The 21,604-nt window shown below is 63.1% G+C and carries 22 protein-coding genes; 11 read left to right on the top strand and 11 right to left on the bottom strand.

Annotated features, from left to right (window positions below; translation table 11 throughout):
• Window positions 1-5 precede the first annotated feature (5 nt).
• Window positions 6-1,484, bottom strand: a complete 1,479-nt coding sequence (locus tag APH27_RS02675; RefSeq protein WP_060483902.1) for a methyl-accepting chemotaxis protein — start codon at window positions 1,482-1,484, stop codon at window positions 6-8.
• Window positions 1,485-1,572: 88 nt separating this feature from the next.
• Window positions 1,573-2,370 carry a TatD family hydrolase gene (locus tag APH27_RS02670; protein ID WP_027919628.1) on the bottom strand — a complete coding sequence of 266 codons (798 nt, stop codon included), beginning with the start codon at window positions 2,368-2,370 and terminating at the stop codon, window positions 1,573-1,575.
• 158 nt (window positions 2,371-2,528) lie between these two features.
• Here APH27_RS02670 and APH27_RS02665 point away from each other — a divergent pair, with 158 nt between their 5' ends.
• From APH27_RS02665 to greB, 4 genes are all read left to right on the top strand, one after another.
• On the top strand, window positions 2,529-3,935 hold the full coding sequence (locus APH27_RS02665) for a transglycosylase SLT domain-containing protein (protein WP_060483901.1): 1,407 nt from the start codon (window positions 2,529-2,531) through the stop codon (window positions 3,933-3,935).
• Window positions 3,936-4,048: 113 nt separating this feature from the next.
• Window positions 4,049-4,483, top strand: coding sequence for a DoxX family protein (locus tag APH27_RS02660; RefSeq protein ID WP_060483900.1), 435 nt, complete (start codon window positions 4,049-4,051; stop codon window positions 4,481-4,483).
• A 226-nt stretch (window positions 4,484-4,709) separates the two neighbouring features.
• Window positions 4,710-5,018 carry a hypothetical protein gene (locus APH27_RS02655; protein WP_027919631.1) on the top strand — a complete coding sequence of 103 codons (309 nt, stop codon included), beginning with the start codon at window positions 4,710-4,712 and terminating at the stop codon, window positions 5,016-5,018.
• 11 nt (window positions 5,019-5,029) lie between these two features.
• Complete coding sequence (gene greB, locus APH27_RS02650) at window positions 5,030-5,503, top strand: transcription elongation factor GreB (protein ID WP_027919632.1); 474 nt, start codon at window positions 5,030-5,032, stop codon at window positions 5,501-5,503.
• 58 nt (window positions 5,504-5,561) lie between these two features.
• Here the strand turns inward: greB and APH27_RS02645 are convergent, their stop codons facing one another.
• Entirely contained in the window at window positions 5,562-8,069 is a 2,508-nt protein-coding gene (locus tag APH27_RS02645; RefSeq protein WP_060483899.1) for an ABC transporter permease, read from the bottom strand.
• Entirely contained in the window at window positions 8,069-8,752 is a 684-nt protein-coding gene (locus APH27_RS02640) for an ABC transporter ATP-binding protein (protein WP_027919634.1), read from the bottom strand. Before APH27_RS02640 ends, APH27_RS02645 begins: the two co-directional genes overlap by 1 nt.
• Window positions 8,753-8,762: 10 nt before the next feature.
• On the opposite strand from APH27_RS02640, the gene APH27_RS02635 reads away from it, so the two are divergent.
• From APH27_RS02635 to APH27_RS02625, 3 genes are all read left to right on the top strand, one after another.
• Entirely contained in the window at window positions 8,763-9,368 is a 606-nt protein-coding gene (locus APH27_RS02635) for an arylesterase (RefSeq protein WP_027919635.1), read from the top strand.
• 58 nt (window positions 9,369-9,426) lie between these two features.
• On the top strand, window positions 9,427-9,708 hold the full coding sequence (locus APH27_RS02630) for a hypothetical protein (RefSeq protein ID WP_027919636.1): 282 nt from the start codon (window positions 9,427-9,429) through the stop codon (window positions 9,706-9,708).
• 131 nt (window positions 9,709-9,839) lie between these two features.
• The gene (locus tag APH27_RS02625) at window positions 9,840-10,817 is read left to right on the top strand and encodes a L,D-transpeptidase family protein (protein WP_060483898.1); all 978 of its coding nucleotides are present in this window, start codon (window positions 9,840-9,842) and stop codon (window positions 10,815-10,817) included.
• Between the two features lie 138 nt (window positions 10,818-10,955).
• Here the strand turns inward: APH27_RS02625 and oprI are convergent, their stop codons facing one another.
• Window positions 10,956-11,207, bottom strand: coding sequence for an outer membrane lipoprotei OprI (oprI, locus tag APH27_RS02620; protein WP_003259780.1), 252 nt, complete (start codon window positions 11,205-11,207; stop codon window positions 10,956-10,958).
• 509 nt (window positions 11,208-11,716) lie between these two features.
• On the opposite strand from oprI, the gene APH27_RS02615 reads away from it, so the two are divergent.
• Window positions 11,717-11,998, top strand: coding sequence for a GNAT family N-acetyltransferase (locus APH27_RS02615; protein ID WP_027919638.1), 282 nt, complete (start codon window positions 11,717-11,719; stop codon window positions 11,996-11,998).
• A gap of 81 nt (window positions 11,999-12,079) precedes the next feature.
• On the opposite strand, the gene APH27_RS02610 is transcribed toward APH27_RS02615, so the two are convergent.
• Entirely contained in the window at window positions 12,080-13,156 is a 1,077-nt protein-coding gene (locus APH27_RS02610) for a 3-deoxy-7-phosphoheptulonate synthase (protein ID WP_027919639.1), read from the bottom strand.
• Between the two features lie 201 nt (window positions 13,157-13,357).
• On the opposite strand from APH27_RS02610, the gene APH27_RS02605 reads away from it, so the two are divergent.
• The 3 genes from APH27_RS02605 (at window position 13,358) to cysB (ending at window position 16,011) form a co-directional block, all read left to right on the top strand.
• Window positions 13,358-14,305, top strand: coding sequence for a putative 2-dehydropantoate 2-reductase (locus tag APH27_RS02605; protein ID WP_060483897.1), 948 nt, complete (start codon window positions 13,358-13,360; stop codon window positions 14,303-14,305).
• A 104-nt stretch (window positions 14,306-14,409) separates the two neighbouring features.
• Entirely contained in the window at window positions 14,410-14,907 is a 498-nt protein-coding gene (locus tag APH27_RS02600) for a universal stress protein (RefSeq protein ID WP_060483896.1), read from the top strand.
• 129 nt (window positions 14,908-15,036) lie between these two features.
• Window positions 15,037-16,011: an HTH-type transcriptional regulator CysB gene (gene cysB / locus APH27_RS02595; RefSeq protein WP_027919642.1), complete on the top strand. Its 975-nt coding sequence runs from the start codon at window positions 15,037-15,039 to the stop codon at window positions 16,009-16,011.
• 71 nt (window positions 16,012-16,082) lie between these two features.
• On the opposite strand, the gene APH27_RS02590 is transcribed toward cysB, so the two are convergent.
• From APH27_RS02590 to APH27_RS02570, 5 genes are all read right to left on the bottom strand, one after another.
• On the bottom strand, window positions 16,083-16,817 hold the full coding sequence (locus APH27_RS02590; RefSeq protein WP_060483895.1) for a phosphoadenylyl-sulfate reductase: 735 nt from the start codon (window positions 16,815-16,817) through the stop codon (window positions 16,083-16,085).
• A 135-nt stretch (window positions 16,818-16,952) separates the two neighbouring features.
• Entirely contained in the window at window positions 16,953-18,296 is a 1,344-nt protein-coding gene (gene pabB, locus APH27_RS02585) for an aminodeoxychorismate synthase component I (protein ID WP_060483894.1), read from the bottom strand.
• A gap of 230 nt (window positions 18,297-18,526) precedes the next feature.
• On the bottom strand, window positions 18,527-19,507 hold the full coding sequence (locus APH27_RS02580) for an alpha-L-glutamate ligase-like protein (RefSeq protein WP_027919645.1): 981 nt from the start codon (window positions 19,505-19,507) through the stop codon (window positions 18,527-18,529).
• On the bottom strand, window positions 19,507-21,042 hold the full coding sequence (locus APH27_RS02575; RefSeq protein ID WP_027919646.1) for an inactive transglutaminase family protein: 1,536 nt from the start codon (window positions 21,040-21,042) through the stop codon (window positions 19,507-19,509). The genes APH27_RS02580 and APH27_RS02575 overlap by 1 nt, the downstream gene beginning before the upstream one ends.
• 5 nt (window positions 21,043-21,047) lie before the next feature.
• Window positions 21,048-21,584 carry an ATP-dependent zinc protease gene (locus tag APH27_RS02570; protein WP_027919647.1) on the bottom strand — a complete coding sequence of 179 codons (537 nt, stop codon included), beginning with the start codon at window positions 21,582-21,584 and terminating at the stop codon, window positions 21,048-21,050.
• Window positions 21,585-21,604: the final 20 nt, after the last annotated feature.

Here is a 21,604-nt window from a genome sequence, read left to right as displayed (position 1 = left end):
GGCGACTATAGCTTGAGCTGGCCAATGGCTTTGCTCAGCGCGCCGGCAAGGTTTGCCAGTTCGGTGCTGGTGGTGGCCGAGCCGACGGTCTGCTGCACGGTCTGTTCGGTGACATCGCGGATGCTCACCACCGCGCGGTTCATCTCTTCGGCTACCTGGCTTTGTTGCTCGGCAGCGACGGCAATCTGCGTGTTGCTCTCGCGCATCTGTGCGACCGCGCCGGTAATCTCGGCCAGCGCCGCGCCGGCCTCCTGCGCCTGCCGCACACAGTCGTCGGCCTTGTACGAACTTTCCTGCATGAACTCCACGGCATCGCGGGTGCCGGCCTGGAGGTCGGCGACCATGCGGGTGATTTCGTCGGTGGACGTTTGCACGCGCTTGGCCAGGTTGCGCACCTCGTCGGCGACCACGGCAAAACCACGGCCCAGATCGCCCGCGCGGGCAGCTTCGATGGCAGCATTGAGTGCCAGCAGGTTGGTCTGCTCGGCAATGCTGTGGATGACTCCGACCACGCTGTTGATCTTCTGGCTGTCGTCGGCGAGCTGACGAATCATTTCGGCGGTTTGCTGTACGCCGGTGGAGAGCCCAGAGATGGAATCCTGTACCCGGCTGACCACGTCCTTGCCGCTGCCGGCGAGGGTGTCGGCGGTCTGCGACAAGTCGCGAGTGGCGCCGGCATGCTGGGCAATATGGTGCACGGTGGCGGACATTTCGTTGATCGCTGTGGCGGCCTGGTCGGTCTCGCTCTGTTGGCCGAGCATGCCGTGGCGCACTTCGTTCATGCTCGCGGCCAGGCGCGCGGCACCGGAGTCCAGTTGCGCAGCGGTGTGGGCTACGGTGCCGACCACGCGGTGGTAGGTAGCCTGCATGGCATTGAAGGCACCGGCCATCTGGCCGACTTCGTCGCCGCAGGCCAAGGGGACGCGGGCCGACAGGTCGCCGGTTTTTTCCACGTGCAGCATCACGTCCTTGAGGGTATTGAGCTGGCTGAGCAGGAAGCGGATCAGCAGCTGCGAGGCACCGAGCATCGCCAGCATCAGGATCAGCACGCAGAAGGCGTAGTTGCTGAAGCGGTCGAGGAACACCTGGCGCAGGCTAGGCGCGGCTGCCAGCACGGCCAGTTGCTGGTCGCCATGGCGAAGCACCTGGGCGCCGCGCACCGGGTTGTCGCCGAGGATCCAGGCGGCTGGCAAGGCAACCCAGCCTTGCCCGTTGGCCAGGGCTTCGAGGTTTTCGCCCGCGTAAGTCGGGGTCTGGCCAGGTTGCCAGGCAATCAGGTTGGCCTGGTGGGGCAGGGGCTGCCCGGCGGGCCAGGCCGCCAGCAGTTCGGCCTGGGCTTGGGCCTGGGCCTGCGCGCCATCGGCGCGGGCACGTTGCTCCAGGTGCACCGCATAAAGCACCAGCAGCAACGTCGTGACAAAGGCCACCGCGTTGACGGCCCAGAATTTGTACTTCAGGGAAATATTGCTAAGCCAGGCACCCATGGGTAGGTCTTCTCTGAGTTGAGCGGAAACATTATTGGCAAGGTGCCATCATTGTGCCCACTCACACGAGAAGCGCTCATGACATGGGTCAAGGAAGTTGGAAGAAGGCTTTGGCCGTAGCGCTGGTGTGCAGGGCGCAGTGCTCGAGGCTTTCGTTGCGATGCAGCGCCACTTCGCGCAGCACCTCGGTCAAGAATGCCGGCTCGTTGCGGCCGTTTTTCGGCTTCGGTCGCAGGCTGCGTGGCAGCAGGTACGGCGCGTCGCTCTCCAGCATCAGCCGGCCCTCGGCAATGTTGCTTACCAGTGGGTGCAAGTGGGTGCCACGACGCTCGTCGCAGATCCAGCCGGTGATGCCGATGTGCAGGTCCATGTCCAGGTAGGCGAACAAGGCTTCCCGTTCACCAGTGAAGCAATGCACCACGGCGGCTGGCAGGTGGTCGCGGTAATCCTTGAGGATGGCCAGCAGGCGCTCGCTGGCATCACGCTCATGCAGAAACACCGGCAGGCGCAGTTCGGCCGCCAGGGCCAGCTGGGCTTCCAGGGCTTTTTCCTGCAGTGGGCGGGGGGAAAAGTCGCGGTTGAAGTCCAGCCCGCATTCGCCCACGGCACGTACCCGTGCCTCACCCAACAACTGGCGCAGTTGCCGCTCGCTGTTGCCATCCCATGACTTGGCATCGTGCGGGTGCACGCCGGCCGTGGCGAACAGGTGCTGGCCATTGCCATCGAGCTGATGGCACCGTTCCAATGCCTGTTCGCTGACCTCCAGGCTGGTGCCGGTCAGGACCATCTGTTGCACACCGGCCTCGATGGCGCGCTCGACGATGGCGGCCTGCTGGCCGTGGAAACTGCTGTTGGTCAGGTTGACGCCGATATCGATCAGTTGCATGGTGCTACCTCGTGCCGCGGGGCGGCCAGCATAGCAAAAAGCGTGATATTCGGAAAAAACCAAGAACTTCAGGCGCTTGCCCTGGTCTTTTACCGTCACTTCTCAAGATCGCGCGTGACACCATGGCTGCCGCCCACCGACCACGGACACGATTTCGCATGCTCCGATACCTGCTGACCCTGTTGCTGATGCTTGGGCTGACCACGGTCGGCCCGGCCTACGCACGCCTGCCGGGGCCACAGCAGAATGTGCCAGCGAGCAAGGACCGTGACTTGCAGCAGATCCGCAGCAGCAAGGTGTTGCGCGTACTGGTCAACCAGAGCCGCAACAGTTCGGGCGAGATCAAGGGCGAGCCGGTGGGAATCGAGTATTACCGGCTGCGCGGGCTCGAGCACTACCTTAATGCCCGGGCCGGTGACGGTCAGCAGATCCGCTTGAAGATCATTCCGCGGGCCAAGGAGCAATTGCTGGGCGCCTTGCAGCGCGGTGAGGGTGACCTGGCCGCGCCGGGCGAATTGCTCGACCCGGCGGTGACGGGTGGGGTCAACAGCAGTGCGCCGGTACTCGACCACGTGCCGTTGCTGCTGGTCGGGCGCAAGGGCGAGCGCAGCTATACCCGTGCCGAGCAACTGTCCGGGCGTACGGTGGCATTGACCAGCGCGAGCGCGGCAGGGGCAGTGATCCAGCAGCTCAACCAGCAACTGGCGTTGCGTAAGCGGCCTCCGATCAAGATCGAATGGGTCGATTCGACCCTGGCGGTGGAAGATGTGCTGGAAATGGTCCAGGCCGGCATCTATCCATTGACCATGGTAGAGCGCCCGATCGCCCAGCGCTGGGCCAGGGTCATGCCAAACCTGCGCCTGGACAACCGGGTGCAACTGGGGCAGGCGCAGGCCATGCGCTGGTATGTGCGGCGTGATGCGACCCTGTTGCTGGCCACGGTGGACCGCTTTCTCCAGGGGTATCGAGCACCAGAAAACCAGGATGCAGCCTTCGAGCGCATCTACCGGCGCCAATACCGCGTGCACAACCCTTTGGCGCGCAAGGACCGACAACGCCTGAATGCACTGCGCCCGGTGTTGCAGAAACATGGCGAGGCGCAGCAGATCGACTGGCTCAACCTGGCGGCCCTGGCCTTCAAGGAATCGACCCTGAACCCTGCGGCGCGTGGTAGCGGCGGGGCACACGGGCTGATGCAGATCACCCCATCGGCTGCGCAGCGGGTGGGGGTCAGCGATACCGGCTCGGTCGATGGCAATGTCCAGGCCAGTGCCCGCTACCTGGCGCTGATCCGTCGCAAGTTCTTTGCCAGCCCGAAAATCAACGAGCGCGAGCGAATGGCGTTTGTGCTGGCAGCCTACAACCTTGGCCCGGAGCGGGTACAGGCCATGCGCGCCGAGGCCCGCAAGCGCGGCCTCAATGGTAATCAATGGTTCTTCCAGACCGAGCGCATCGCCATGGAGCAGGTCGGCATGGGGCCGGTCAACTTCGTTAACAGCGTCAACAAGTACTTCCTTGCGTTCAACCGCGAGCGCACGGCACTGGAGCGCGTGGTCACTCGCTGACAAATCAAATTTGTCGATTGTTATGTTGGGTTTTTTGCGATTTTCATATCTATTTATTGGATTATGATGGCGCTCATCCCAACACAACATTCCGGTTTCAAGGACGCTTCGACATGAACAACGCCATCAACAAACTGTTCCACACCCACGCTGGCCTGGGCCTGAGCGTGATTCGCATCCTGGTCGGTGTGATCTTCATGGCGCATGGTGCGCAGAAATTGTTCGGTCTGTTCGGCGGCTACGGTCTGGAAGGCACCGGCCAATGGATGGAAAGCATCGGCCTGGCACCGGGCTACCTGATGGCGCTGTTGTCCGGTAGCGCCGAGTTCTTTGGCGGCCTGGCCCTGGTGGTCGGCCTGCTGGCTCGCCCGGCCGCACTGGCACTGACGGTGACCCTGGTCGTGGCGATCTTCTCGGTACACATCAACAACGGCCTGTTCATGTCCAACAACGGCTATGAGTTCGCCCTGGCGCTGCTGGCCGGCACCGTGGCGGTACTGATCGAAGGTGCGGGCCGCTGGTCCCTCGACCGCCTGATCGCCCGCTGACAGGTCGCAAGCCGCAAGCTGCAAGCCCCAAGCCGAAACGCATTTCAGCTTGGGGCTTGCAGCTTGCGGCTTGTCGCTCTAGCATACCGCCTGCGCCGATTTAAACAGCTACTTGCGGGGCGCGGGACTGGCCCCTTTGCGGGTCGTCCGAAATACCGCTAAAGCGCTGGTTCGGTGACGCCTCCCACCGCTGCCCAGCGGGATTCGCGAGGCGGAGAGAAACTCCATGAGTTGCCCACGTACCAGTGTCTGTTTGAGCCCACTGCCTGCCAGCCAGGCTTCCCGCACACCGCGCATTCTGCTCGGTGGCCAGCATCAGCCCACTCTTTTGCGTCATCTTGAAGGCTTGTCGCGCCGCAAGGGGCAGGCCCGCGCCTTTCTCATCCAGTTCGCCGAAGATGCGTGCCGCCTGGAGCAGTTCGGCACTGACCGCTTCGACCTGGCAGTGATCCAGGCGCCAGTCGGCGAAGACGCGGCCGAAGTCATTGGCCAGCTTACCCGTATCGCGCGCCAAGGCCTGATTACCCGACGCTGAGGAGCGCGCTGTTGAGCACCAACATCATCACCACGGAAGGTCACGAGGCCCTGAAGAAGGAACTGGACCATCTGTGGCGGGTGTATCGCCCGGAAATTACCCAGAAGGTGACCTGGGCCGCTTCGCTTGGCGACCGCAGCGAAAATGCCGACTACCAATACAACAAGAAGCTGCTGCGCGAGATCGACCGCCGGGTCCGCTATCTGCGCAAGCGCCTTGAAGATGTGAAGGTGGTCGCCTATTCACCGCAGCAGGAAGGCAAGGTGTTCTTCGGCGCCTGGGTCGAGATCGAGAACGATGACGGCGAGACCCTGAAATTTCGCATTGTCGGGTATGACGAGATCTATGGCCGTAACGACTACATCTCGATCGACTCGCCGATGGCCCGGGCCCTGCTCAAGAAGCAGGAGGGTGATGAGGTGGTGGTGAATACACCAACCGGTCAAGCGACCTGGTATGTGAACAGCATCCACTACGGGCAATGACTGGATATTGCCCGTACTGGCCTCATTGCCGGCAATGAGGCCAGTGCAGCGGTCGGTATCAACTTTCCCGCAGCACCGCCAAAGGGCTGGCATTCAGCGCGCGTCGCGTTCCCGCCACGCCAGCCCCGCCCACCAGAAGCGCCCCTACCAGGGGCAACACCAGCAACCACGGGTGCGGGCTCCACTGCAGGTCGAATGCAAAGCGATACAGCACCAGTGTGATCAGCTCGCAGCCCAGCGCCGCCAGGGCGCCACTGGCCGCCCCCAGCAAGCCGAATTCGATGCGCCGGGCCCTGACCAGCAAAGGCCGCGCAGCCCCCAATGCGCGCAGCAAGGCGCCTTGGCGAATCCGCTCGTCCAGTGTCGCTTGCAACCCGGCGAACAACACCGCAAGCCCCGCTGCCAGCACGAACAGCAATACATATTCGACCGCCAGGGTGACCTGGGCGAGGATGCTGCGTAGCTGTTCTAGCAGGGCATCGACCTGCAGGATGGTCACGGCCGGGAACGCCCGCGACAGGGCAACCACGTCCAGGTCATGGCCTGGAGCCAGGTAGAAGCTGGTCAGGTAGGTGACTGGCAGTCCTTGCAGGGTGCCCGGCTGGAAGATCATGTAGAAGTTCGGCTGAAAGCTGTCCCAGTGCACGCTGCGCAGGCTGCTGACCCGTGCCTGGCGCTGCTCGCCGCCGATGTCGAAGGTCAGCACGTCGCCCAACTGCAGCTTGAGGCTGGCGGCCAGCTCGGCCTCGACCGACACGCCCGGGATTTCATCGCTGGCAGGCAGCGCTTGCCACCAGTTACCCGCGCTCAGCGCGTTGCCCTCAGGCAGGTCGGCGGCCCAGGTCAGGCTGAGGTCGCGTTGCACCGCTCGCTCGCCGGCGGAATCCTTGCTGACGATCTGCTGCACCGGTTGATCGTTGATCTGAATCAGCCGGCCGGGGGTCACCGGGTAGAGCGGTGCCGAGCTGGCGTTCACCTCGTGCAGGCGCTGGGCGAACGGTTCGCGGTCAGCGGGCAGGATATTCAGGGCAAAGTGGTTGGGCGCGTCCTTTGGCAACTGTGCCTGCCAGGTGTCGAGCAACTCTGCCCGTAGCAGTGCAACCAGGGCCATGGCCAGCAGGATCAGGCCGAAGGCGAGGGCTTGCCCGGCCGCTGCCATCGGGTGGCGCAGCAGCTGGCCAAGGCCCAGGCGCCAGGTCAGCGGTGCGCCGGCGAGCGCCTTTCGCAGGCTTTGCAGGCCGAGCAACAGCAGCCCGCCCAACAGCAGTGCAGCGATCAAGCCGCCGCCCAGCAGGGCGAAAGTCAATAGCAGGTCAAGGCTCAGGCGCCACATGATCAGGCCCAGGGCAAGCAGGGCTGCGCCATACACCAGCCAACTGCTCGGGGGCACGGGCAGCAGATCGCGGCGCAGTACGCGCAGCGGTGGCACCTGGCCCAGAGCCGCGAGCGGTGGCAAGGCAAAACCGGCCAGTGCCACCAGGCCGGTGGCGACGCCGGCCACTGCCGGGAAAATGCCCCCGGCCGGCACCACGCTGGGTAGCAGGCCGTGCAGCAGGCGGAACAGCCCCAGTTGCGCCAGCCAGCCGAGCAGGGCGCCGGCCAGGGCGGCGACCAGGCCGAGCAGCGCCAGTTGCAGGCAGTACAAGCCCAGCGCCTGGTGCCGCGACAGCCCCAGGCAGCGCAGCAGGGCGCTCGCGTCCAGGCGGCGCGCAGCGTAGCGGCTGGCCGACAGCGCCACGGCCACGCCTGCCAGCAGCACGGCGACCAGGCTGGCCATGTTCAGGTAGCGCTCGGCTTTGCCCAAGGCGCCGCCGATCTGCCGGTTGCCATCGCGGGTGTCGAGCAGGCGCTGGCTGGCGGCAAGGTTGTTTTCCACGGCCTTGCGATACTGCCCGAGGGCTTCGGCATCGCCGCGCCACAGGTCACGGTAGGAAACCCGGCTGCCGGGCTGGATGACCCCAGTGGCCTGCAGGTCAGCCAGGCTCATCATCACGCGGGGTGTCAGGCTGTAGAAGTTGTTGGCACGGTCCGGCTCGTAGGTCAGCACGCGGCTCATGCGCAAGGTTTTCATGCCGACGTCGATGCTGTCGCCGACCTTCAGCCCCAGGGCCGCGAGCAGGCGCGGTTCGACCCAGGCCTCCCCAGGTGCCGGGCCGCCGCCTGGGGTTTCTTCGGTATAAGGTGCGGCGGCGCTGCGCACCTGGCCGCGCAACGGGTAGGCACCGTCGACCGCCTTGATGCTCGATAGCTGGATGCCGGCATCGCCACCCACCACGCTGGTGAACTCCACGACCTGGGCATGCTGCAGCCCCAGGGCCTGGCCACTGCTGAGCTGCTCGTCACGGGCCGGTGCGCTGCCTTGCAGCACCAGGTCGGCACCGAGGAATTCACTGGCACGCAGTTGCATCGCGCCATTCAGGCGAGCGCCGAAATAGCCGATGGCGGTACTTGCGGCGACCGCTACCAGCAGGGCAAAGAACAGCACGCGCACTTCGCTGGCGCGCAGGTCGCGCAGCAGCTGGCGCAAAGCCAGGCCACACAGGCGGGACAGCGGCATGTGCTTCATCAGGCCTCCACCGGTGCCGCCAGGCGGCCTGCTTCCAGACGGATCTGGCGCCGGCAGCGGCGGGCCAGGCGCTCATCATGGGTGACCAGCACCAGGGTGGTGCCGCGTTCCTTGTTCAGTTCGAACAGCAGGTCGCTGATGCGCTCGCCGGTGTGGCTGTCGAGGTTGCCGGTGGGTTCGTCGGCGAACAGCACTGCCGGTTGTGCGGCGAAGGCGCGGGCGATGGCGACTCGTTGCTGCTCGCCACCGGAAAGCTGCCGCGGAGTGTGGGTCAGGCGCTTGCCCAGGCCGACCCGCTCAAGCAGGGTACGGGCGTGCTCGCGGGCGTCGCGGCGCCCGTCCAGTTCCAGTGGCAGCATCACGTTCTCCAGGGCGTTGAGGCTGTCGAGCAGCTGGAACGACTGGAAGACGAAACCGACATGCTCGGCACGCACCCTGGCGCGCTGGTCCTCGTCCAGTGGGCCAAGGTCGTGTCCGGCGAGGATGACCTGGCCGGCGCTGGGGCGGTCGAGGCCGGCGAGCAGGCCGAGGAGGGTCGACTTGCCCGAGCCCGAGGCGCCAACGATGGCCAGGCTGTCGCCCTGGGCAAGGTCGAGGGAGAGGGCATGCAGGATGGTCAGGTCACCTTCCGCACTAGGGACCACTTTGCTAAGGTTCTGAGCAACGAGAATGCTGGGGCCCATGGAGAATCCAATGCGAGTGTGGTGGTTGAGTGCCGGTCTGGCCCTGTATTGCCTGGCCCAGAGCGCGGCGGCGGGAACACTGCTGGTTGTCGGCGATAGTATCAGCGCTGGTGCTGGCCTGGATATCCGCCAGGGTTGGGTCTCACTGTTGCAGACCCGGCTCAAGGAGGAAGGTTTCGACGAGCAGGTGGTCAATGCATCGATCAGTGGTGACACCAGTGCAGGTGGCCAGGCACGGCTGCCGGCGCTGCTTGCAGCGCACAAGCCGAACCTGGTGGTGCTGGAGCTTGGGGGCAACGACGGGCTGCGCGGGCAGCCGCCACAGCAATTGCAACAAAATCTTGCCTCGATGATCGAGAGTGCCCGCCAGGCAGGCGCCAAGGTAGTGTTGCTGGGCATGCGCCTGCCGCCGAACTATGGCGTGCGTTACAACACTGCCTTCGCCAACGTCTACCAACAGCTGGCAACGGAAAAGCAGGTGGCGCTGGTGCCGTTTTTCCTCGAGGGGGTTGGCGGCGTGCCGGAGATGATGCAGGCCGATGGCATCCATCCGGCACAAGGGGCCCAGCAGCGTTTGCTGGAAAATGCCTGGCCGGTGATAAAACCCTTGCTGTGACGCTTTAAACGGGGGCGGCTTTCGGCTAATGTTGCGCCCCCCGTTTCGAGAGCCCCCGATGCCGCGCCCTGCCTGGTCCTTGTTTGCCTATCAACTGATCGAGCCCGATGAGCAGCTCGACCTGTTCGCTTGCCAGGAAATCCGCGTCCACCTTGTGGCCCGTCAGCTCGAACTCGGCGTGCCGGTCGACCGTACCTTGTGCGGCGGCCTGCTGCCTGCGCAACCGCGTTGGTCCGGTGTGCCCCGCAGCATCTACCGTGACGGGCGCCTGTGCGACCTGTGCCGGGCGATTCTGGACGCTCAGCGCCGCGGCATGCGGCCGGTCTGGCCCGAGCTTTGAGGTGGCTTTGCGGCGCGCAATTGCGCGCACCTTTCATCATCTGAAACGCTTGTAAGGCGCCAATGCCTCCCGCTTGCAGCGAGGCGGGTGTACAATCGTGCTTCTTGACCACCTTTCGAAGGATTTACCGGATGTTGCCGCGCTTTCCCGCCGTCACCCGTTGCCTGTCCCTGGCCGCCCTGCTGGTAGCGGGTCCTGCTGTTGCGCTGGAACTGCCATTGCCACCACCCGGTGAAGACGTCGTTGGCCAAGTCCAGACGATCAAGGCCAAGTACGAAGACACCTTCGCCGACATCGGCACCGCCAACGATCTCGGCTACCTGGAAATGATCGCCGCCAACCCGGGCGTCGACCCGTGGCTGCCGGGGGCCGGCACCGAGATCATCCTGCCGACCCGCTACATCCTGCCGCCGGGGCCGCGTGAAGGCATTGTCATCAACCTGGCCGAGTACCGCATGTACTACTTCCCGAAAGGGCAGAACGTGGTGCACACCTTCCCGCTGGGTATCGGCCGTGAGGGCTGGGGTTCGCCTGTCGCGATGACAAAGATCACCGCGAAGACGCCGAATCCGACCTGGACGCCTCCTGCATCCATTCGTGCCGAGCACGCCGCAGACGGTGACATCCTGCCGACCGTCGTACCTGCCGGCCCGGACAACCCGCTTGGGCCGTTCAAGTTCACCCTGGGTGTACCGGGCTACCTGATTCACGGTTCGAACAAGAAGTTCGGTATTGGCATGCGCACCAGCCATGGCTGTTTCCGCATGCTCAACAACAACGTACTGGAACTGTCGAAGATGGTTCCGGTTGGGACGCCAGTGCGCATCATCAACGAGCCTTACAAGTTCGGCATCAGTGGTGGCAAGGTTTATCTCGAAGCGCACACCCCGCTGGATGATCACGGCAACCCTTCTGTGGTCGACAAGCACACGGCGGTCATCAATGCCTTGCTCAAGCGTGAAGACCTGGCCAACAACCTGCGCATGAACTGGGACATGGTGCGTGATGTGGTAGCTGCGGAAGACGGTATGCCTGTGGAGATTGCCGTGCCCGTCAATAACCAGGGTGCCGCGCCAATGGTTTCGAGCATTCCGGCCGAATTGCAGTAACGCTTTAGCAACACCCCGGGGCCCGCTCAGGTTAACAGCCTGCTGCGGGCTTCTTCGTTTCCGGGGGAGGGCTTTCGTCCAGGCAATAAAAAAGCCGACCCACAGGTGGGTCGGCTTCATAACAATCCGTGAGGATTATTACTTGCGGCTGGCTTTGTCCAGCATACGCAGAGCGCGCTCGTTGGCTTCGTCAGCGGTCTGCTGAGCCTTCTGAGCGGCTGCCAGAGCGTCGTCAGCCTTACGGTAGGCTTCGTCTGCACGGGCTTGAGCGCGAGCTGCTGCGTCTTCAGTCGCAGTCAGACGAGCTTCGGTTTCTTTGGATACGCTGCTGCAACCGGTAGCCAGAACTGCGGCCAGAGCCAGAGCAGAGAATTTCAGAACGTTGTTCATCGTGTTCCCCTTCAAGGACTTTCTATTAAATAGCCATCTCTCGGAAAAGAGAAACTGGCCGGCGTACATAGTACCCATTACTTGTAGTAAGTAAACTGACAGAGCGCAAGAACTGCAAAAAAAATGTTGCCAGGGGTGATGCCGACAAGATTTGCGGGGGGATTGTGAAAAAACCGTGTAGCGGGCGCAAGCGATTGTAGTACAGGAACTTTTTTGTTGAACTAACGGTGACTTTAACTGTCCTTCAACGTCTTAAGCACAACAACATCCGGTTGCTGTTGCGGGCCATGCCAGCGGCAGGTTCCGGTGCGGGTTCCTGCTACTTTTTAACGCTAGCCACCTTGAGCAATCCTGCCCTCGGCGCCTACTATTTGGGAGTGCCCGTCCCGGTCGAACGATTGCCGTTGGCTTACGGTCCAAGGGGCAAGAGGTGGCGTAGAGGTTCCTCCGCCGGATAAACCACATCGGTTAAGGTAAAGGTCTGCCAGAAAGGCCTGCGAGGAGTAGTGATGAGTGAAACGCTGACCATCCACCATGACCAGGCCGGTCATCAGTTCGAAACCAATGTGGACGGTCATCGTGCCTACCTGACGTACATGGACCTGGGCAAGCAGACGCTGGATATCTATCGCACTTTCGTGCCCAACGCCCTGCGTGGCCGCGGGATCGCAGCAGCGCTGACCGAGAAGGCCCTCGAGTACGCCGACCAGATGGGTTATACGGTGATCCCTTCCTGCTCGTACGTGGAGCGCTACATGGAGCGCCAGCAGCGCCACTCGAGCAAGGCTTGAACTTGTAAAAAGCGGGGCCGTTTCGCGCCCCTTCGCAGACAGTACTGCGAAGGGGTGCTAAACGGCCCCGCTTTTTTTGTATCAGCCGCGCTTGCGCTGTGGCAGTACATCCTTGAGCTTGGCGTGCATGCTGCGCAGGGTATTCTCGGTGGCCGACCAGTCGATGCAGGCATCGGTGATCGATACGCCGTACTGCAGTTCTTCGAGGTTTTTCGGGATCGACTGGCAGCCCCAGTTCAGGTGGCTTTCGACCATCAGGCCGATGATCGACTGGTTGCCTTCCAGGATCTGGTTGGCGACGTTCTCCATCACCAGCGGCTGCAAGGCCGGGTCCTTGTTGGAGTTGGCGTGGCTGCAGTCGACCATGATGTTGGCCTTGATCTTGGCCTTGGCCAGGTCCTGTTCGCACAGGGCGACACTGACCGAATCGTAGTTCGGCTTGCCGTTGCCGCCGCGCAGTACCACGTGGCCATACGGGTTGCCTTTGGTGGTGACGATCGAGACGCCGCCTTCCTGGTTGATACCGAGGAAGCGGTGCGGCTTGGACACCGACTGCAGGGCGTTGATGGCCACGGTCAGGCCGCCATCGGTGCCGTTCTTGAAGCCGACTGCCGAAGACAGGCCCGAGGCCATTTCGCGGTGAGTCTGCGATTCGGTGGTGCGGGCGCCGATGGCCGACCAGCTGATCAGGTCCTGCAGGTACTGCGGGGAGATCGGGTCGAGCGCTTCGGTGGCGGTCGGCAGGCCCATTTCGGCCAGGTCCAGCAGCAATTGGCGACCGATGTGCAGGCCATCCTGGATCTTGAACGAGTCATCCAGGTACGGGTCGTTGATCAGGCCTTTCCAGCCAACGGTGGTGCGTGGCTTTTCAAAGTACACACGCATGACCAGGTACAGCGTATCGGACACTTCTTCGGCCAGCACCTTGAGGCGCTCGGCGTATTCGTGGGCAGCCTTGATGTCATGGATGGAGCAGGGGCCGACCACCACGAACAGGCGATGGTCCTTGCCGTCGAGGATATTGCGCACCACTTCGCGGCCGGCAGTAACGGTCTGCAGGGCCTTGGCGCTGAGGGGGATTTCCTTCTTGAGCTGATCGGGGGTGATCAAGGTCTCGTTGGAGGCAACGTTAAGGTCGTCGATCGGTAAATCAGCCATCGTGTTACTCGTCAGGTCACGGGTGCCGGCCGCCAGCAATCCCCGTGCGGCCCAGCAGCAATAATGTTCGCAGCGGGGAGCCGAACCTTAGCGCGTTACAGGGGGCGCGACAATGGGATTTGGCGCGTGCTGGCACACTTGTGTATGCCTGGCTGGCCGTGAAGGTGTAAAAAAGCGGTTCAACCTGACCAGGAGATTTGCATGGCTGCTCGCAACCCACGTATTGGCATCATCGGTAGCGGCGCTATCGGTGGCTTCTATGGACTGATGCTGGCGCGCGCTGGTTTCGATGTGCATTTCCTGCTGCGCAGCGAATATGACGTGGTGCGCAAGCAGGGGCTGAAGCTTGAGCATGCCGTGCATGGCGCGCTGCAGATGCCGGTCAATGCCTACGCCAGTGCTGCCGACATGCCGCCCTGTGACTGGTTGCTGGTGGGGGCCAAGTCCACCAGCAATGCCGAACTCGCACCGCTGATTGTCCAGGCCGCCGCTGCCGATGCCAAGGTGGTGCTGCTGCAGAATGGCCTCGGCGTGGAGGAGCAGTTAAGGGCCGCCTTGCCGGCCAATCTGCACCTGCTTGGCGGCCTGTGTTTCATCTGCGTCAATCGCCAGGCCCCCGGGGTGATTCGCCACCAGGCGCTGGGGGCGGTCAACCTCGGCTATCACAGCGGGCCGGCCGAGGCGGGCGGTGCGCAGATCGTCGAAGCCGGCGCCGAGCTGTTCCGCGCTGCTGGCATCGACTCTCAGGCCATGGCCAATCTTGGTGAGGCCCGCTGGCAGAAGCTGGTGTGGAACGTGCCGTACAACGGCCTTTCGGTGTTGTTGGGGGCCAGTACCGCGCCGCTGATGGCCGATGCCGACAGTCGTGAACTGATCCGGGCACTGATGGCTGAAGTGGTGCAGGGCGCCGCTGCGTGCGGGCATGAACTGCCGGCGGGTTACGCCGAGCACCTGTTCCGCATGACCGAGCAGATGCCCGATTACTGGCCGAGCATGTACCACGACCATGTCCAGCAACGCCCGCTGGAGCTGCAGGCGATCTATGCCGAGCCACTTGCCCGTGCGCAGGCGGCCGGTTGCAGCTTGCCGCGGATGCAGATGTTGCACCAGGCGCTGGCCTTCATCGACCGCGCCAACGGAGCCGGCTAAGTCCTCTACAGGCCGCGGCAGCAGTGCGCCAGACGGCAAAGCGCGTGTCCGGTGCGCTGCTAAGCTGAAGCTTGCTCTGCCGCAACGGCAGTCAAGGAGGTCGAATGATCCGCTCCATGCTGTACGCCACCGACCTCGGTGTCTACGCACCTTTTGTCATGCAGCACGCCGTGACCCTTGCTCGTGCTTTCGGCGCTGAGCTCTATGTGATTCACGCGGTCGAGCCCATGGGGCAGTTCGCCGAGTCCCTGCTGCAGAGTTACCTCGATGAGCAGACGCTGGATGAATTGCACAGTGAAGGCGTCAATACGGTGATGGCCAATATTGAACAGCGGGTGCTGGAAAACTTCCGTGACGAATTGGGCGAGGACGCAGATCTGGCACTGATCAAGGCGGTGCGGGTGCGCCAAGGTGATCCGGCGCAGGTCATCCTGGAACAGGCGCAGCGGTTGAGCGTCGACCTGCTGATTTTCGGCAGCCACACTGCCGGTGCCGGGGTGGACGTGCCGATCGGGAGAACGGCGGTGCGCCTGCTGCAACTGTCGCCGGTGCCGGTGTACATGGTGCCGCTCTCGCAGCACCTCGGGCGTAGGAAAACGTGAAGCTGGCAGTAGGCTTTCTCGGAGGCGCGTGTAACAAAATAGTTCTAGTTTTATTTCGAGAACCACTAATATAGTTATATCTCGTCGCTGCCTGCTGCCGCTGACTTACCGCCGATTCGAGGGAAACCTATGAAGCTTCAACAACTGCGCTACATCTGGGAAGTAGCGCACCATGACCTCAACGTCTCCGCGACGGCGCAGAGTCTGTACACCTCTCAGCCGGGGATCAGCAAGCAGATTCGCCTGCTCGAGGACGAATTGGGTGTTGAAGTCTTTGCCCGAAGCGGCAAGCACCTGACCCGCGTGACCCCGGCTGGCGAGCGGATCATCAATACCGCTGGCGAGATCCTGCGCAAGGTCGAGAGCATCAAGCAGATTGCCCAGGAGTTCTCCAACGAGAAGAAGGGCACGCTGTCTATCGCCACCACCCATACCCAGGCTCGCTATGCGCTGCCACCGGTGATCAGCAGCTTTATCAAGCAGTACCCGGAAGTGGCCCTGCACATGCATCAGGGCTCGCCGATGCAGATCGCGGAAATGGCCGCAGACGGCACCGTCGATTTCGCCATCGCCACCGAGGCGCTGGAGCTGTTCGGCGACCTGATCATGATGCCGTGCTACAAGTGGAACCGTTGCGTGGTGGTGCCGCAAGGCCACCCGCTGACCAAGCTGCCGAAGCTGACCCTGGAAGCGGTTGCTGAATACCCGATCGTTACCTACGTGTTCGGTTTCACCGGCCGCTCGAAGCTGGACGAGGCCTTCAACCACCGTGGCTTGACGCCGAAAGTGGTGTTCACCGCTGCTGACGCCGACGTGATCAAGACTTATGTACGTCTGGGGCTGGGCGTGGGCATCGTGGCCAAGATGGCGGTCGACTCCAAGCTCGACAGCGACCTGGTGGCCTTGGATGCCAGTGAATTGTTCGAAGCCAGCATCACCAAGATCGGCTTCCGCCGTGGCACCTTCCTGCGTGGTTTCATGTGCGATTTCATCGAAAAGTTCGCACCACACCTGACCCGTGAAGTGATGGCCAAGGCCATCCAGTGCCACAACAAGCAAGAGCTCGAAGAGCTGTTTGAAGGCGTCGAGCTGCCGGTGCATTGATTGAGTGCAGCAGCCCTGATGTACAGGTAAAGAAAAACCGGCCCTAGGGCCGGTTTTTCTTTACCTGCGGTTCAGGCCTTGCTGATCAGGTTGCCGGCGTGCAGCCCGCACTCCTTCTGGGTCGACTCTTCCCACCACCAGCGGCCTTCACGCTCGTGCTGGTTCGGCAGTACCGGGCGCGTGCAAGGCTCGCAGCCGATGCTGATGAAGCCACGTTCGTGCAGGCTGTTGTACGGCAGCTCGAGCATGCGGATGTAACCCCAGACTTCTTCACTGGTCATCTGCGCCAGCGGGTTGAACTTGTACAGGGGGCGCTCGGGCGTGGAGAAGGCGCCGTCGATTTCCAGCGCTGCCACCTGGCTGCGGGTGCCCGGGCTCTGGTCGCGACGTTGACCGGTAGCCCAGGCGCTGACGGTGGCGAGCTTGCGCCGCAGCGGTTCGATCTTGCGGATGCTGCAGCATTCGCCGTGGCCGTCCTTGTAGAAGCTGAACAGCCCTTTATCCTTGACGAACGGGTCGAGCTTGGCGCGGTCCGGGCTGAGGATTTCGATCGGCAGGTTGTAATGCTCGCGCACCTGGTCGATGAAGCGGTAGGTCTCCGGGTGCAGGCGGCCAGTATCAAGGCTGAACACCTTGACCTGCTTGTTCAGCTTCCAGGCCATGTCGACCAGCACCACATCCTCGGCGCCGCTGAAGGAGATCCACAGGTCATCGCCGAAGTGTTCGAAGGCGAGCTTGAGGATGTCTTGCGGGGACTTGTTGGCATAGGTCGCGGCCAGGGCGGCGACGTCGAAGGGTTGGCTCATCAGGCGGTTTCCATCTTGGCTGTGGCGCTGTGCGCTCGTAATGGGGTGATGGTAACAAAAAATGGCGGGGTAGACGGGCTGATGTCAGTGTCGGCGGCTTCGCGACCCGGCTTGCCCGCGAAGAGCCGACACCGATCACAAGCCTTGCAAGGTTTCCATCAGCACTCGCACCTTGGCAATCGACTCTTCGTATTCAGCCTGCCAGTTCGAGTCGGCCACCACCGCGCCACCGCCCCAGCAACTGACCTGGCCATCCTTGACCAGCAGGCTGCGAATGGCGATGGAGCTGTCCATTTCGCCGCGCACGTCCACATACAGCAAAGAGCCGCAGTACAGCGCGCGGCGGGCAGGTTCCAGCTCGTCGATGATCTGCATGGCGCGAATCTTCGGTGCACCGGTGATCGAGCCGCCGGGGAAACTGTCGCCGATCAGGTGCAGGGCGTCCTTGTCGCGGGCCAGCTGGCCAGTGATGCTGCTGACCAGGTGATGGACGTTGGGGTAGCTTTCCAGGCTGAACAGCTCTGGCACCTTCACCGAACCGATCTCGCAGGTACGCCCCAGGTCGTTGCGTAGCAAGTCGACGATCATCAGGTTTTCCGAGCGGTCCTTGGGGCTTTGGCGCAGCTCTTCGGCATTGCGTGCGTCTTCGGCCGGGTTGGCCGAGCGCGGGCGGGTACCCTTGATCGGGCGGGTTTCCACCTGGCCCTGGCTGACGCGGATGAAGCGCTCCGGGGAGAAGCTCAGCAGTGCGCTGCCGTCAGCCAGTTGCTGGTAGCCGGAGAACGGCGTCGGGCAGGCTTGGCGCAGGGCTTGGTAGGCGTGCCACGGGTCGCCCTGGCAAGGCGCGCGGAAGCGCTGGGTGAGGTTGATCTGGTAGCAGTCGCCGGCCTGGATGTAGCGTTGTACCTGGTCGAAAGCGGCTCTGTACTGCGCCGGTTGCAAGTCGCCTTGCATGGGGGCGAGCAAGTGGAAGTCGCCGCAGCTCGAATTGTCGACAGCTTCGAACAGGCTGATAAGGCGCTCGCGTTCAGCACTGGCCAGGCTGGGGTGGAACACCAGCTGACTGGTACCAAGCTGGTGATCGCTGACCATTGCCCAGGCATACAGGCCCAGTTGCGCGTCGGGCAAGCCCAGGTCGTCGGTAGCCAGGCTCGGCAGCTGTTCCAGGCGGCGGCCGAAGTCGTAGCTCAGGTAACCGATCAGGCCGCCGGCAAAGGGTAGCTCGATGCCGGTGGGCAGCTGCGCTTCACCCAGTTGAGCCAGGCTGGTGCGCAGCCGTGCAAGGAAAGCGCGGCCGTCTTCGCCGGGCTGGGCCTGCAGGTGTTGCACGGGCCAGGCGCTGAGCAGGTCGAAGCGGCCACGCTCTGCGCCGGGGCGGGCACTGTCGAGCAGGATTGCGCCGGGGGCCTGGCGCAGGCGGGCGAAATAGGCAGCGGGGGCGGGCTGGTAGGGCAGGGGGTAGAGCGTACAGGTCGGCATCAGTGTGGACGGCGATGTAAAAGCGAGGAGGGCGATTGTAGACCTGTGCAGGAAATGCGCCTAGCACTCGGCGCGACATTAAACATTGTCTGGGGCCGCTTTGCGGCCCTTTCCGACCGGTCCGGCGCCCCGGCAAGGCCGCTCCTACAGGGAGATGCGAAAACCTGTAGGAGCGGCCTTGCCGGGGCGCCGGACCGGTCGGAAAGGGCTGCGCAGCAGCCCCAAGGGGCTTAGCGCGGATGCACGTGCCCGAACAGGTTCTGGGTCACCCGCACCCGCTGTTCGGCATCCTCGGTGATCCCTTCCTTGGCCAGTGCCTCGATATGCGCTTCGATGGCATGGGTGCGCTGGGTCAGCCCGGTGTCATTGGCGATCTGGATGTTCAGGCCAGGCCGGGCGTTGAGTTCGAGAATCAGCGGCCCTTTATCCTGGTCCAGCACCATGTCCACGCCGATGTAGCCCAGCCCGCACAGCTCGTAGCAGCCGGCGGCCAGCTTCATGAAGCCGTCCCAGTTCGGCAGCTGCACGCCGTCCACCGCGTTGGTGGTGTCCGGGTGCTTGCTGATGATGTTGTTCAGCCAGGTGCCGCGCAGGGTCACGCCGGTGGCCAGGTCCACACCGACGCCGATGGCGCCCTGGTGCAGGTTGGCCTTGCCGCCGGACTGACGGGTCGGCAGGCGCAGCATGGCCATTACCGGGTAGCCCATCAGCACGATGATGCGGATGTCCGGCACACCTTCGTAGCTGATGCTCTTGAAGATCTGGTCCGGGGTTACCCGGTACTCGATCAGTGCGCGGTCGCGGTGGCCGCCGAGGGAGTAAAGGCCAGTGAGGATGCTCGATACCTGGTGCTCGATTTCCTCATGGCTCATTATCTTGCCCGACACGGTGCGGTAGCGGTCCTCGAAACGGTCGGCGATCACCAGGATGCCGTCACCGCCGGCGCCCTGCGCCGGCTTGATGACGAAGTCGTTGCGCCCGCCGATGATCTCGTGAAGCTTTTCGATCTGCTTCTCGGTCTCGATGATGCCGTACATCTCCGGCACATGGATGCCGGCGGCCAGGGCGCGCTCCTTGGTGATGATCTTGTCGTCGACGATCGGGTACAGGCTGCGCTTGTTGTACTTCAGCACATAGTCCGCGTTACGGCGGTTGATCCCCATGATGCCCCGGGCCTCCAGGGCTTTCCACGTCTTGATCAGGCCAAACATCAGGCGTCAGCCTTCTTCAGGAATGCCTTGAAGCGCACCAGCTCGGTCAGGCGGTAGCCGCGGTAGCGGCCCATAGCCAGCATGAAGCCTACCAGGATCAGCAGCACGGCCGGGAAGGTGAAGACGAAGTACACCAGCTCCGGCACCATCATCAGCAGGTGCGCCAGGGAGGCGGCGAACAGGGTGCCGATCGCCACTTTCATGGCATGGCCACCGCCGCGCTCTTCCCAGGTGATCGACAGGCGTTCGATGGTCATGGTCAGGATCACCATCGGGAACAGCGCCACCGACAGGCCGCGTTCCAGGCCCAGCTTGTGGCTGAACAGGCTGATGGCGGCAATCAATACCACGACGAAGGTCAGCACCACAGACAGGCGCGGCAGCATCTGAAGCTTCAGGTGTTCCAGGTACGAGCGTAGCGACAGGCCCAGCGCGGTGATCACCGTGAACAGCACGATGCCAAAGCCCAGCTGGGTCTCGCGGAAGGCCAGGGCAATCAGTACCGGGGTGAAGGTACCAAGGGTCTGAATGCCGATCAGGTTGCGCAGGATCAGGATCACCAGCACGCCGATCGGGATCATTACCATGATCATGAAGGTCTGCTGGGTCTGCAGTGGCAAGCCGTACAGCGAGTATTCGAGGAAGTCGGCGTCGGTGTTCTCGTCGGTCAGCTTGGCCAGGCGGATGGCGTTCATCTCGCTGTTGTTCATGCTGAAGGTGACGTTGGCCTTCTTGCCGCCATCGACGGTGATCAGGTTGTCGTCACCGGTCCACCACAGCAGGCGGTCGGCCGGCAGGCCTTGCTCGCCGGTGTCCGGGTTGAAGTACAGCCAGTCGTTGCCGTTGAAGCTGCGCAGCCACAGCTCCGGGGTCTGCGGTGTATCGGCAACGAGCCGGATGGTGTGGACCTTTTCCATCGGCACATGGGCGATCGACAGCAGCAGGTCGATGACCTGGGCCTTCTTCATCGGCGAGGTGTCGCCGGCCAGCAGCAGCTTGACGTTGTCGTCGTTGAGGTTGTTGACCCGCTTGATGGTTTCGCTGACAAAGGTCTCGACGTCGGCCGAGTGCTGGCGAATCGGTGCCATCAGGGCTTCGGCGGCGATCTTCTCCGGGCCGTCGATGGCCAGGCTGTCACGGAAGGTAGGGCCCTTGATGGCGGACTTTTCGTTGCTGTAGCGCTTGGTCAGCACCAGGCGGTAGTACAGGGTCTGGTTACCGCTGACACGGCGCGCCGACCAGGTCACCTTGCGGTTGCCGTCGGCACGGTTGACGCTCACCCCATAGTTGTTGGAGATGAAGCTCTCGTTGAGGCTGACGTAGTCACGGTTCAGCGGTGGCACGAACATCTGGATCTTGACCGGGTCTTTGGAGCTGGCGACGAACTCGACCTTGGCGTCGATGTTCCACAGGTCGTCGGTTTCGTCTTCGGTCACCGGGATGCCGAGCACGAAGATCTGATAGGCCGTGACCGCCACGCCGAGCAACACCAGCACGGTGATCAGGACTTTCAGATGGAGGGTAAGAGAGCGCATCGGGATTACTCTGCTTTGGGAGCGTCGGTGGCACAGGCAGGTTTGCCGGCCGCGTATTTAAGGCTTGGGTCGACCAGCGCGTCGAAGTGCTTGAGCGCCTCGGAGCCGATCAGCAGCGGGAACTGGAAGGCGCTGCGATCGGTGAGGTTGACTTCGATGGTGCGCCGGGCCTGGCCCATGCAGATTTCGAGTTCGATGACCGGGCGGGCGGTGTAGGCCTTGCCGGATTCAGCATCATAGTCGCCGGCGCGGCGCTTGATCTTGCTCACGCGCGCCAGGGGGCGTTCGATGGGGTGCGAATGGGCGGCGTCGATGGCCAGATAAAAGCGCACCCAGCTTTCGCCGTTGCGCTTGAAGCGCTTGATGTCGCGGGCACTGAGCGACGCAGTCTTGGCGCCAGTGTCGAGCTTGGCGGCCACTTCCAGGTCAAGGTCGCCGAGCCGGGCGTACTCGTTCAGACCGTACACGGTCTTGCCCGCCGCCTGGCCAAGGGCCGGCAGCAGGGTAAGGCATAACAGCAATAATACGGGTGTAAGTCTCATAATCCTGGCGCGGTGCTGAG

This window comes from Pseudomonas sp. NBRC 111123 (genome assembly GCF_001320205.1).
GTDB classification, from domain to species: domain Bacteria; phylum Pseudomonadota; class Gammaproteobacteria; order Pseudomonadales; family Pseudomonadaceae; genus Aquipseudomonas; species Aquipseudomonas putida_J.
This window is presented reverse-complemented; position numbering and strand designations above follow the sequence as displayed.